An 11,081-nucleotide genomic window follows, 5' to 3' on the forward strand; every position below is an offset into this window, starting at 1 on the left:
GGTGGAGGCATGGTGAGCAGACGAGCCGTGGTCACAGGAGCCAGCACCGGTATCGGGGAGGCCACGGTGCGTGCCCTCCGCGCGAGCGGGTGGGACGTCGTGGGCGTCGCCCGACGGGAGGAGCGTCTGGCTGCGCTCGCTGCGGAGACCGGCGCCTCGGCCATCGCGTGCGACCTGACCGATCAGGACGCCGTCGACGCGCTCGTGGCAGAGCTGGACCGCAGCGGACCGGTGCACGCGCTGGTGCAGGTCGCCGGCGGCGCACGGGGCACCGACTCGGTGGCCGACGGCTCGGCCGCGGACTGGCAGTGGATGTTCGATGCGAACGTGCTCTCCGCGCAGCGCCTCGTGGCAGGACTGCTGCCGCTGCTGCGCCGCGCCGCGGAGGAGGACGGACATGCGGATGCCGTGTTCGTCACCTCGACCGCCGCGCAGGTCGCCTACCCCGGGGGTGCGGGATACAACGCCGCGAAGGCGGCGGAGTCGATGCTCGTGAAGGTGCTCCGCCAGGAACTCAACGGCGAGCCGATCCGGGTGGTCGAGATCGCGCCCGGCATGGTGCACACCGAGGAGTTCACCCTCAACCGCCTCCGCGGTGACTCCGTGGCGGCCGAATCGGTGTATGCCGGCGTTGAGGAACCGCTGCTCGCCGAGGACGTCGCCGATGTGATCGTCTACGCCCTCTCCGCACCACGGCGCGTGAATCTCGACCTGGTGACCATGCGGCCGGTCGCGCAGTCCGCGCAGCACCTGCTCGCCCGCGGTCCGTTGCGCCCGCGCGGGCTCGGCGACTGATGCCGCGAACGCTCGCGCAGCTCGCCGAAGCCGGCGAGATCGATCCGGGGTGGGCCGCGGCTCTCGCACCGGTCCAGCCGACGATCACGGCACTGGGGGAGCGGTTGCGCGCAGAACAGGCGGCGGGCCGCGAGTACCTGCCCGCCGGCGCGAACGTCCTGCGGGCCTTCCAACGGCCGCTTGCCGACGTGCGGGTGCTCATCACCGGCCAGGACCCCTATCCGACACCCGGGCATCCGATCGGGCTCTCGTTCGCCGTCGACCGCGACGTGCGTCCGTTGCCGCGCAGCCTGAACAACATCTATGCCGAGCGGCACAGCGACCTCGGCATCCCTCCGGCCGAGCATGGCGACCTCAGCGCCTGGAGCGATCAGGGCGTGCTCTTGCTCAACCGCGTGCTCACCGTCTGCCCCGGTGAAGCGGCCTCGCATCGCGGATGGGGCTGGGAGGCCGTCACGGAGCTCGCGATCAGGGCGCTCGTCGCGCGCGCGCAGCCGCTGGTGGCTGTGCTGTGGGGCAGGGACGCGGCGAGCCTGAAACCCCTGCTCGGCGCGACGCCCGTGATCGAGTCCGCACACCCGTCACCGCTGTCCGCGCGGCGTGGCTTCTTCGGATCGCGGCCGTTCTCGCGGGCCAACGCCCTGCTGCAGGAGCAGGGGGCGGCCCCCATCGACTGGCGTGTGGACGGAGAACGATGAACGATCTGGTGATCCGCACGGTGACCGCAGGCGACATCCCCGCCATCAGCGCCATCTACAACCACTACGTCCGCACCTCGACGGTGACCTTTGATGAGGTCGAGAGCACCCCGCGCGGCTGGGCAGAGAAGCGGGCGAGCATCGAGGGCCACGGCATCCCGTTTCTCGTCGCGCAGGCGGAGGACGGTGCTGTGCTGGGCTACGCGCTGGGCGTCGCCTGGTCGACGAAGTCCGCCTATCGCTACACCGTCGAGAACTCCATCTACCTCGCACCAGAGGCCGCGGGCCGCGGGGTCGGTACCCGTCTGCTGGCGGCGTTCCTCGAGGCAGCGCGCGCGGCCGGCCTGCGCCAGGTGATCGCCGTGATCGCCGACGAGGGTGCCGAGGCATCCCTCGCCCTGCACCGCAGGGCCGGGTTCGTCGACGCCGGGCATTTGACCCGCACCGGGCTGAAGTTCGGACGTCAGATCGGCGTGCGCTTCCTGCAGCGGGAGCTCACGCCTCCGGTGCCCGCGGAATGACGGGAATCGCTGCGAGCAGCTGCCGGGTGTAGTCCTGCGTCGGGTGTTGCAGCACGTCCACGGTCGTGCCCCGCTCGACGATGCGGCCATCCTTCATCACCGCGACGGTGTCGCTGAGGTTCTGCACCAGTCCGATGTCATGGGAGACGAGGATGAGGGTCAGACCCTCGTCGCGGCGGAGCCGCTCGAACAGGGCGAGCACCTGCGCACGTACGGTGACGTCGAGAGCAGACATGGGCTCATCACCGACGAGAATCCGCGGGCGATGGGCGATTGCCCGCGCGATCGCGATGCGTTGGCGCTGGCCGCCGGAGAACTCGTGCGGGTGGCGGTCGGCCATGTCGGCGTCCAACCCCACCTGCATGAGCACCTCCCGCACGCGGACGCGATGGTCGCCGGGAATGTCGAGTGCCCACAGCGGCTCGGCGATGATCTGCCCGGCTGTCATCCGCGGGTCGAGCGAGGCGTACGGATCTTGGAACACCAGCCCCGTCTGGCGGCGCAGCCAATGCAGGGAGCGGGCGGATGCCGCCGCATCCACGGCTCTGCCGTCGACGAAGAGCTGCCCGCTGGTCGGCCGGTCGAGTCCCAACAGCAGGCGCACGAGCGTGGACTTGCCCGATCCGGATTCGCCGATCAGCCCGAGCGACTCGCCGGCGGCGACCTCGAGGTCGGTCGGCTCGAGGGCGACGTTCACCCTGGCACGCTCGAACAGGTGTGTGCGAGGCACCGGGTAGGAGCGGCTGAGCCCGTGTGCATGGATGAGGGCGCTCACGCGTCACCGCCCTGCGGCCGCCACAGGGTTGCCGTCGCATCGCGCAGCAACCCCTGGGTGATGGGCGATGTGGGCGCGGTGAGCAGTGTCTGCACCGGTGCCGCTTCGACGACCCGGCCGTGTTCGAGCACGACACCGTAGGTGGCGACCTGGGCGAGTACGGCGAGGTCGTGGGTGATGAACACGAGTGACATGCCGAAGTCCTCGACGAGCGAGAGGAGCAGTCGCAGCACTTCGGCCTGAATGGTCACATCGAGCGCCGTGGTCGGCTCGTCGGCGATGAGCAGTTTCGGTCGGCAGGCGAGCGCCATCGCGATCGCGACGCGCTGCCGCTGCCCGCCGGAGAGCTGGTGCGGGTAGCGGTCGATGATCGCGGGCGGATCCGGCAGCTTGACCCTGGCGGCTTGCTCGATCGCCATCTGCCGCGCCTGGCCCCGGCTGACCTTCTGGTGGATGCGGATGGATTCGACGATCTGTCTGCCGACGGTGCGGATCGGGTTGAGGGCGGAGCGTGGCTCCTGGAAGACCATCCCGATCTCGTCGCCGCGCAGCTGGGCGAGTTCGCGATCGGGCATCCCGAGGATCTCGACGCCGTTCCACCGCACGCTGCCGCTGGCCGTCATGCCGTCGGGCAGCAGGCCGAGCACGGCGAGGGCGGTCACCGATTTGCCCGAGCCCGATTCACCGATCAACCCCAGACGTTCCCCGTCGCCGACCCGGAAGCTCACCCCGTCGACCACGCGTCGGCCGTCGACCTGCACCACGAGATCCTGCACCTCGAGCGTCACGCGACCACCTCCGGCAGGCGCACCTCGGCGGCGCGCCGCGACAGCGTGGGATCGGTGGCCTCGCGAAGAGCATCGCCGAGCAAGTTCAGCGACAGCACCGTGAGGGTGATCGCCAGGCCCGGCCAGAGCACCGAGAGCGGATGCACGCCGATGTAGCGCTGCAGATCTGCCAGCAGGATGCCCCACGACGAGTCGGCCACCGACGCGCCGAAGCCGAGGTACGACAGCCCGGCCTCGGCGAGCACAGCGACGGCCATCGACCACGACAGCTGCACGATGAACACCGGTGCGACGTTGGGCAGCAGGTGGCGCACGAGGCTCTGCGCGGGGGTCAGCCCGGCGGCTCTGGCGGCGACGATGAAGTCGCTGCGCTGCACACGACGAAGTTCGGGGCGGGTGACGCGGGCGATGTTCACCCCGAATCCGATGCCGACCGACACGATCACGACCCACAGCGAACCGCCCCACACCGCCGAGATCATCATCGCGATGATGAGCACGGGAAAGGCGATGAGGATGTCGACGAGGACGGCCACTGTCTCCCGCACCCAGCGGGCAGTGAGTGCGCCGAGGGCGGCGAGCAGCACGCCGACGACGGTCGCGACGATGCCTGCGCCGATCGCGACGAACACGGTCGTGCGGGCTCCCGCCATGATCAGGCTGAGGATGTCTCGTCCGGTGCCGTCGGTGCCGAGCAGATGTGGCCACCCCGGCGGCGCCCACCGGTTGCGCACGTCGGCGCTGAGCGGGTCGAACGGCGTCCACACAAGGGCCACCAGGGCGGTGGCGATCACCAGCAGCACGACGGCCGTGGCGAATCGTCCGGTGCCGGTGGCGAGCAGGCGCTGCAACCAGGCAGGCATCATTCGGCCTCCCTCTGTCGCGGATCGATGGCGTGATGGACGAGGTCCACCACGAAGCCGATCACCAGCACGAAACCGGTGAGAACCAGCAGTTCGCTCTGCACTTTGACCAGATCGCGCGTGCCGACGTCGGCCACGAGCATCCGGCCGATGCCCGGCAGAGTGAACAGCTGCTCGATCACCACCGACCCGACCACGATCCCGGCCACTTGCAGGCCGAGCACCGTGATGATCGACAGCCCCACAGCGGGGATGCCATGTCGTACGAGGGCCTGGCGGCGGGTGAGCCCCTTGGCGGCCGCGGTGCGGACGAAGTCCTCACCGGCCGCCTGCAGGGTCGCGCTGCGCACGAAGCGCATGAGCATGGCGCCCTCGACGACGCCGATGGTCAGGGCGGGCAGCAGGAGAGCCTCGAAAGCCGCCAACGGGGTCGACCATCCGGTGCGGGGAAACCCCTGCGCGGGCAGCCAGCCGAGCCCGTGTGCGAAGACGACGACGAGCATCATGCCCGCCCAGACCACGGGGACCGCCGCGACGGCCTGGGCGATCACGCTCATTCCGGTGCCGACCGCGCGCCCGCGCAGCATCGCCGAGAGGATGCCGAAGGGCACGGCGATCACCAGGGCGATCGTCATCGCCATCAGCCCCAGAGGGAGCGTGACCTTGGCCTTCTCGGCGAGCTCGGCGCTCACCGAGGCGCCGCTGAGCTGGGAGGTGCCGAGGTCGCCGCGGAAGATGCCGCCGATCCAGTCGGCGTACTGCACGAGCACGGGCCGGTTGAGCCCCATCGCTTCCCGTAGCGCCTCGACCTGCTCTTTGCTGGCCTGCGTGCCCGCGATCAGCTGCGCGACGTCGCCGGGAAAGACCCGCAGCGTCAAGAAGATGAGCACGCTCGACACGAGGAGCCCTGCTATGAGCAGGACTCCTCGTGTGAGCGCGTAGCGGAGCACCGGTCAGATCACTCGGCGGCCTTGGTGACCCCAGCGAGGTCGATGCGCGAGTTGATCGACTCCTCGGGGAAGCCGCTGACGCCCGGGACGAGTGCCGTCAGCGTCGTGCCGTTGTACAGCCAGTCCGCGGCGTGGTCTTCCGAGACGATGCGCGCCGCCTCGGCGAGCAGGGCGGCGGACTTCTCCGGGTCGAGCTCGGCCAGGGCCTGCTGGTAGAGGTCCTGCACCTCGGCGTTGTCGTAGCCGAAGTAGTAGTCGGGGTTGGCGAAGTTCGCGAAATCGCGGGGCTCGACGTGCAGCACGAAGCTCAGGTCGTAGTCGTGATTGGAGTAGACGTCTTCCAGCCAGGTCGCGAACTCGACGCGGTCGACCTCAAGAGTCACACCGACCTTGGCGAAGTCGCTGATCAGCACCTGAGCGACCGTAGTGCCGTAGAACGACGGAATCGTCAGGGTCAGCTCGAGGTCTTCCTGGCCCGCCTCCGCGAGCAGTTCCTTGGCGCGGGTGGGGTCATAGGGCGCCAGCTCGGAGAGGTCTTCGTAGCCCGGGTCGAGCTCGGGGATCGGACCGTAGAGCGTCTCACCGGCGCCGACGGCTTCGACGAGACCTTCGTGGTCGATCGCCAGGCGCAGTGCCTCGCGCACCTTCGGATCATCCAACGGCGCCTTCGCGTTGTTGAACGCGAGCGTGGCCTTGTCGGTCGTGCGACCCTCGGTGATCGTGAAGGTGCCGGCGTCCTCGAGCTGCGGCGCAAGGTTCGGGTCGACGGCGGTGAGCACGTCCAGTGAGCCGTCGAGTGCGGCGTTGACCCCTGCGGTGAAGTCCGGGATGTACTGCAGGACGACTTCGGCGACACCCGCCTTCGTGCCCCAGTAGTCGTCGAACCGATCCAGCGTGATGCTGCTGCCCTTGGTCCAGCGGTTCAGAGTGAACGGGCCGGTGCCGTTCTCGGCGCTCATCAGGTCGGTGTCGTCATCGGCCTGGAAGACCAGTCCCGCGGGGCCGGTGAGGGCGAACAGGAAGTTCTGGTTGGGCTCGGCGAGGGTGATCTCGACGGTCTTCTCATCCGGAGCCGCGACCTCGGTGACGCCGGCGAACTCGGCGTGGCCCTGGACGGTGTCATCGCTCTGCACGGTCGTGTACGAGTCGACGACGTCGGCGGCGGTCAGCGCGTCCCCGTCGTGGAAGACGATGCCGTCATTGAGCGTGAACGTGTAGGTGAGTCCGTCGGGGGAGATCTCGTAGTCGCTGGCCAGGCGCGGCTCGATCGTGTTGTCCTGCGTGCGGGTGACCAGGCCCTCGTACACGTTGTCGATCAGCACCTGCTCGAGGGCGGCGCCGCTGGTGTGACGGATGTCGAGGTTGGTGGGCTCGAGCACCAGACCGACCGTCAGCGTGGCATCCGGGTCGGGCGTGCCGCTGGGCTTCGGGGTGGAGTCGGATGCGGTGCCGGTGCAGGCACTGAGCACGACAGCGCTCGTCGCGAGCGCTCCGATCAGCGCGAGGTGGCGCGATCTGCGAGACGAAGGGGTGCGTGACATGGAGGAGTCCTCTCTGCGGTCGCTGTGGCGGCCGATGGGGATCAGCGGGTCGGGAGCCCGAGGGCGGAGATGACGAGGTCGGCGACGGCGCGGGAAGCCGTCTCTTGGACGTTGTGGCCCGCCTCGACCGTGGTGACCGTGGCGGCGGGAAGGCGGCGCGCGAACTCTTCGGCATCCGAATCCTGGAGGAAGCCGCGGGTGCCGCGCACGAGTGTGACCGGCGCCGTCACGGCCGCCAGATCTGCCCATCCCTGCGCGCCCCGCCCGGTGGCATCGTCGGGGGCGGGGTCGAGCGTGTCGAGCGCATGGCCGACGAGGTGGGCGAAGTGGTGCTTCCATTCGACACGACCGTCGGGGCGGGTACGGGTGTTGAAGAAGACGCCGCGCTCGGTGTCTTCCCGGCTGCCGCCGAACCCGAAGCTCTGGGCGCGATCCGCCACTTCGTCGCGGCTGGCGAAGTCGGTCACGGCGTAGAAGTCGCGCAGGATTGATGGCGCCGCGTCGACGCTGAGGCCGGGTGTGATGTCGATGACGATCAGCTCGCGGACACGGTCAGGATGCTGTGCGGCGACGCGTGCGGCCACCAGGCCGCCCAGCGACTGTCCGACGAGCACCTGAGGGATGAAGGTCCATTCCGCCAGCGCGAGCGCGACGTCCTCGGCGAGCGTGCGGGGGGAGTAATCGCGGTCCTCGCGCCAGGCGGAGTCGCCGTGGCCGGCCAGGTCGATCACGAGCGTGGGGCGCCCGACCTGCAGCACCGTGGTGTCCCAGGTGTGGGCGTTGAGACCGGCGCCGTGGAGGAAAGTCACCTCGGGAGGGGCAGATCCGAACCGCAGGGCACTCAGTGTGCGACCGTCGGGGAGGGGCAGGGTGAGCCTGGTCACCTCGGGCAACTCGGCGCCGAGGGCGCGCGCCTGGCCGGGCAGGTAGCGGAACTCGCTGGTGTCTTGTGCCACGGCCATATTCTGCTCTGCGTCGACGGCAGAGAGAAATGCGGGAGCAGTATGAAACGCCATAGGTGGTAACAATTCGCAAAGTGTCATCCGTATTCCTGATGATACTTAGCGATATGGTTTGGGCGCCTCGATGCCATGCCGAAGCGACTCGCATAGGCTGGGGGCATGAGCGAGAAGCGCGTGCATCTGTCGAAGACCCAGCCTGCCGCATACCAGGCGCTGGATGCTCTGTCGAAGACGGTCGGTGACGCCCTGCGCGAGGCCGGGATCCCGGATCGTCTCAAGGAACTGGTGATGATCCACTGTTCGCAGCTGAACGGCTGCGCCTACTGCACGCGCATTCATGTCGACCGCGCGCTCGCCGCCGGCATCGACACGGACACGCTCATGCAGATCACGACGTGGCGTGAGAGCCACGTCTTCGACGAGCGGGAGCGCGCCGCGCTCGAGCTCGCGGAGGCGTTCACGTTCGTCAGTGAAGACGGCATCCCTGACGATGTGTACAACCGGGTCGGCAGCATCTTCACGGAGCAGGAGTACGCGGCGCTGAGCTGGGGCTGCGTCTCGATCAACGCCTTCAATCGCATCGTGATCGCCGGGCGCTATCCCGTGCCGCCGAGGCCCACCGCGTGACTGTGCTGCAGGTGCCGGGCGTCGCCAACGTGCGCGACGTCGGCGGCATTCGCGCCGGCAGCTCTCGAATCCGTGAAGGCGTGTTGCTGCGCTCCGGCCAGCTCGCCGGGCTCACTCCGGAGGGAGAGTCGGTGCTCGCCGCGCGCGTACGGCGGGTGATCGACCTGCGCGACGACGCCGAAGTCGCCGCCGAGCCGAGCGCCTTCCGGGCGGCGGAGACCGTGCGTGTGCCGCTCTTCCTCGGCTCTGTCGCCTCGTTCTTCGACGAGGACATGAGTCTCGCCTCGATGTACCGCCACCTCGTGGAAGACGCCGCACCCCGCCTGGTGCAGGCCGTGCGGCTGATCGCCGACGGAGAGCCGACACTGGTCAACTGCACGATCGGCAAGGACCGCACCGGTGTGACGATCGCGCTCGCTCTGTCGGCCGTGGGAGCAGATCGGGATGAGGTCGTCGACGACTACGCCCTGACGGCCTCGCTCCTTCCCGAGCGCCGCACCCGCGCCGTCGTGGCCTATCTGCAGGCGAATCACCCCGAGGCGCGCCATGCCGTGGAGCTCGCGACGGCATCCCCGGCGCCGGTGATGCGGGAACTGCTGCACCAGCTCGACGCGGAGCATGGTTCCGTCGCCGACTACCTGCGCGCCCAGGGGCTGACCACGGCCGAGCTCGATGGCTTGGGGGCGACACTGCTCGGATGACCGCATGTGACGCCGACGGTGGGGAAGGTTAGGCAACCCTTTCTTTGGTGTTAGACTGAGGGCATCATGACTGCAGAAACCGCCACGACCGTCCGCGCCACGCGCCGGGCCTCTCGTCGTCGCCGTGTGCAGTACCTGATCACCGCCGACGAGAACTCGCTCGCCGAGCTCGAGGCCACCCTCGCGACGCTCCCGCTGTGCGCAGTGGGACGCGTCTTCATCGAGGTTCCCGAAGCGGCAGACGTCAGTGTCGTCTCGGCACCGCCGCGGATGACGGTGACCTGGCTGCCGCGTGCGCGGCGGTCTGGCGCCCCCGGCACAGGGCGGCGCTGCGCACCCGGTGAGGCGGTCACCCGCGCGGCCACGGCATGGGCCGACGAGATGCTCTGCCCGGAGTCGGCCGACGCCGTGCACACCGAGGTGATGCTGTTGGGCGGCTACCTGGGCACGGCCGATATCGCCGACCATCTGACGACGGAGCTCGGTGTGGACGCTTCAGCGATCCACGCGCCCGAGCACTACGGTCTGCGCACGCGCTGACGGCGCACGTATCCGCCGTCTTCCAGTCCCGCCTCGATCTCGAAGCGGTTGCGCAGGGGGTTCCGCCCCGCAGCGAGGTACAGCACCGGCATGAGGAACCCGTAGCGCAGCCACTGCTCCCTGTGTACGGCCTCATGCCGCAGCACCTCGGGTGAAGGGTCGACTTCGCCGGTGAGATAGCAGCCGCCGACGCACACGCCGCCGCGAGCGAAAGCCCACTCGGGCAGGCCGCGGAACACCCACAGGCCCTCGCGATGCTCGACCGCACCAGTGCTCCACAGGGAGCCCCAGATCCAGCCCACCGTCGTGCCCCAGGCGTATCCGATCGAACTCAGCGTGGAGCGCAGCAGGAAGCTCGGGATGCGGCGATCGAACCTGCGCCCACGCCGAAGGATCTCTTCGGCATCCGCGGGGACGCTTTGATTCACGCGACCGCACCGATCAGACGCAGCACGGCGCCGAGGTCTTGTACGGCATCCACGGGGGTCCGCGGCGCGAAGCCGGCGATCGTCGCACCCGCCAGGGGCAGGTCGTCGCGCACCCGGCGGATCGCCGCGACAAGGGCGGCCACGGTGACGCCGAAGGGGGCGGCCGAGGAGACGCCCTCGAACTCGGAGGGGTCGAGCACGTCGACATCGATGTGCACCCACACGCGCGTGGCGCCGGTCGCCCGGAGCGCGGCGGCGACAGCATCCGGATCGGCGACCGCGTCGGCGTCGATCGACACGATGCCCTGCTGCCGTGCGGGTTCGGCCTCGTCGACCGCGCGCACACCCAGGGTGACCACGCGGTCGCGAGGGATGCCGGGCGAGAGCGCCAGGCGGGGCTCTCCTTCGCCGAGCAGGGCACTCAGCGCCATACCGGAGAAGGCACCCGAGGGCGAGGTTTCCGGCACCTGAAGATCGGGCTGCGCATCACACCAGAGCACCGCGAGATCGTCGGTGTCGAGCTGCGAGAGAGCCGCCACGGTGATGCTGCAGTCGCCGCCGATCAGCACCCACTTCTCGTCAGGGTCGGCGGTGAGGGCCTCGCGTACTTGTTCGCGCACGCGCAGCAGGGAACTCAGCCGCAGCACGCCGCTGCCGAGCGACTCGCCGGCCTCGAGCGGCACGTCGAGCACCGTGGTGTCTTTGCGCGGCAGGTCGCCGGCGATGGCCGACGCTCCGTCGGTGAGGAGCATCGCCCGGGCTGAGGGTGAGCCCTGCCACTGCGGGACGATGAGGAATCGGGTCATGGTTCTCCCTCGGGAGAAGACGGGGTGGGGGGGGGGGGCGGGGGGGCCCCCCCCCCCCCCCCCCCGCGCCGGGGGGGGGGGGGGGG

General features: G+C 69.6%; 14 protein-coding genes. 6 read left to right on the plus strand and 8 right to left on the minus strand.

Going from position 1 to position 11,081, the window contains the following annotated elements; translation table 11 throughout:
* The first annotated feature begins 9 nt into the window (after window positions 1-9).
* The 3 genes from WDU93_RS05595 to WDU93_RS05605 are packed head-to-tail and all read left to right on the plus strand — an operon-like array spanning window position 10 to window position 2,014.
* Window positions 10-795, plus strand: a complete 786-nt coding sequence (locus WDU93_RS05595; RefSeq protein ID WP_337318441.1) for an SDR family oxidoreductase — start codon at window positions 10-12, stop codon at window positions 793-795.
* Window positions 795-1,493: a uracil-DNA glycosylase gene (locus tag WDU93_RS05600; protein ID WP_337318443.1), complete on the plus strand. Its 699-nt coding sequence runs from the start codon at window positions 795-797 to the stop codon at window positions 1,491-1,493. Before WDU93_RS05595 ends, WDU93_RS05600 begins: the two co-directional genes overlap by 1 nt.
* The gene (locus tag WDU93_RS05605) at window positions 1,490-2,014 is read left to right on the plus strand and encodes a GNAT family N-acetyltransferase (RefSeq protein WP_337318445.1); all 525 of its coding nucleotides are present in this window, start codon (window positions 1,490-1,492) and stop codon (window positions 2,012-2,014) included. Before WDU93_RS05600 ends, WDU93_RS05605 begins: the two co-directional genes overlap by 4 nt.
* On the opposite strand, the gene WDU93_RS05610 is transcribed toward WDU93_RS05605, so the two are convergent.
* The 6 genes from WDU93_RS05610 to WDU93_RS05635 are packed head-to-tail and all read right to left on the minus strand — an operon-like array spanning window position 1,989 to window position 7,893.
* Window positions 1,989-2,789, minus strand: a complete 801-nt coding sequence (locus WDU93_RS05610; protein WP_337318446.1) for an ABC transporter ATP-binding protein — start codon at window positions 2,787-2,789, stop codon at window positions 1,989-1,991. The two genes, WDU93_RS05605 and WDU93_RS05610, sit on opposite strands and share 26 nt — an antisense overlap.
* Entirely contained in the window at window positions 2,786-3,577 is a 792-nt protein-coding gene (locus WDU93_RS05615) for an ABC transporter ATP-binding protein (RefSeq protein ID WP_337318448.1), read from the minus strand. The genes WDU93_RS05610 and WDU93_RS05615 overlap by 4 nt, the downstream gene beginning before the upstream one ends.
* Entirely contained in the window at window positions 3,574-4,443 is an 870-nt protein-coding gene (locus WDU93_RS05620; protein ID WP_337318450.1) for an ABC transporter permease, read from the minus strand. The genes WDU93_RS05615 and WDU93_RS05620 overlap by 4 nt, the downstream gene beginning before the upstream one ends.
* Complete coding sequence (locus WDU93_RS05625; RefSeq protein WP_337318451.1) at window positions 4,440-5,390, minus strand: ABC transporter permease; 951 nt, start codon at window positions 5,388-5,390, stop codon at window positions 4,440-4,442. Before WDU93_RS05625 ends, WDU93_RS05620 begins: the two co-directional genes overlap by 4 nt.
* Before the next feature lie 8 nt (window positions 5,391-5,398).
* Window positions 5,399-6,931, minus strand: a complete 1,533-nt coding sequence (locus WDU93_RS05630) for an ABC transporter substrate-binding protein (protein WP_337318453.1) — start codon at window positions 6,929-6,931, stop codon at window positions 5,399-5,401.
* Between the two features lie 41 nt (window positions 6,932-6,972).
* Complete coding sequence (locus tag WDU93_RS05635; RefSeq protein WP_337318455.1) at window positions 6,973-7,893, minus strand: alpha/beta fold hydrolase; 921 nt, start codon at window positions 7,891-7,893, stop codon at window positions 6,973-6,975.
* A gap of 159 nt (window positions 7,894-8,052) precedes the next feature.
* On the opposite strand from WDU93_RS05635, the gene WDU93_RS05640 reads away from it, so the two are divergent.
* The 3 genes from WDU93_RS05640 (at window position 8,053) to WDU93_RS05650 (ending at window position 9,761) form a co-directional block, all read left to right on the plus strand.
* Window positions 8,053-8,520 (plus strand): carboxymuconolactone decarboxylase family protein, encoded by a 468-nt coding sequence (locus WDU93_RS05640; RefSeq protein ID WP_337318456.1) that lies wholly within the window; start codon window positions 8,053-8,055, stop codon window positions 8,518-8,520.
* The gene (locus tag WDU93_RS05645; protein ID WP_337318459.1) at window positions 8,517-9,221 is read left to right on the plus strand and encodes a tyrosine-protein phosphatase; all 705 of its coding nucleotides are present in this window, start codon (window positions 8,517-8,519) and stop codon (window positions 9,219-9,221) included. Before WDU93_RS05640 ends, WDU93_RS05645 begins: the two co-directional genes overlap by 4 nt.
* Before the next feature lie 66 nt (window positions 9,222-9,287).
* Window positions 9,288-9,761 (plus strand): SIP domain-containing protein, encoded by a 474-nt coding sequence (locus WDU93_RS05650; RefSeq protein WP_337318460.1) that lies wholly within the window; start codon window positions 9,288-9,290, stop codon window positions 9,759-9,761.
* Here WDU93_RS05650 and WDU93_RS05655 read toward each other — a convergent pair.
* Together WDU93_RS05655 and WDU93_RS05660 are read right to left on the minus strand one after the other, a co-directional pair.
* The gene (locus WDU93_RS05655; protein ID WP_337318462.1) at window positions 9,740-10,189 is read right to left on the minus strand and encodes a Fe-S oxidoreductase; all 450 of its coding nucleotides are present in this window, start codon (window positions 10,187-10,189) and stop codon (window positions 9,740-9,742) included. The genes WDU93_RS05650 and WDU93_RS05655 overlap by 22 nt on opposite strands.
* Window positions 10,186-10,995, minus strand: a complete 810-nt coding sequence (locus WDU93_RS05660) for an arginase family protein (RefSeq protein WP_337318464.1) — start codon at window positions 10,993-10,995, stop codon at window positions 10,186-10,188. The genes WDU93_RS05655 and WDU93_RS05660 overlap by 4 nt, the downstream gene beginning before the upstream one ends.
* Window positions 10,996-11,081 lie beyond the last annotated feature (86 nt).

The organism is Microbacterium istanbulense, from assembly GCF_037204145.1.
Classification (GTDB): Bacteria; Actinomycetota; Actinomycetes; order Actinomycetales; family Microbacteriaceae; genus Microbacterium; species Microbacterium istanbulense.

Bases quoted from the DNA above. Each gene is read 5' to 3' on its own strand.
- WDU93_RS05640 (WP_337318456.1), top strand. From the start codon at position 8,053: ATGAGCGAGAAGCGCGTGCATCTGTCGAAGACCCAGCCTGCCGCATAC.
- WDU93_RS05660 (WP_337318464.1), bottom strand. From the start codon at position 10,995: ATGACCCGATTCCTCATCGTCCCGCAGTGGCAGGGCTCACCCTCAGCC.
- WDU93_RS05650 (WP_337318460.1), top strand. From the start codon at position 9,288: ATGACTGCAGAAACCGCCACGACCGTCCGCGCCACGCGCCGGGCCTCT.
- WDU93_RS05605 (WP_337318445.1), top strand. From the start codon at position 1,490: ATGAACGATCTGGTGATCCGCACGGTGACCGCAGGCGACATCCCCGCC.
- WDU93_RS05630 (WP_337318453.1), bottom strand. From the start codon at position 6,931: ATGTCACGCACCCCTTCGTCTCGCAGATCGCGCCACCTCGCGCTGATC.
- WDU93_RS05620 (WP_337318450.1), bottom strand. From the start codon at position 4,443: ATGATGCCTGCCTGGTTGCAGCGCCTGCTCGCCACCGGCACCGGACGA.
- WDU93_RS05600 (WP_337318443.1), top strand. From the start codon at position 795: ATGCCGCGAACGCTCGCGCAGCTCGCCGAAGCCGGCGAGATCGATCCG.
- WDU93_RS05635 (WP_337318455.1), bottom strand. From the start codon at position 7,893: ATGGCCGTGGCACAAGACACCAGCGAGTTCCGCTACCTGCCCGGCCAG.
- WDU93_RS05595 (WP_337318441.1), top strand. From the start codon at position 10: ATGGTGAGCAGACGAGCCGTGGTCACAGGAGCCAGCACCGGTATCGGG.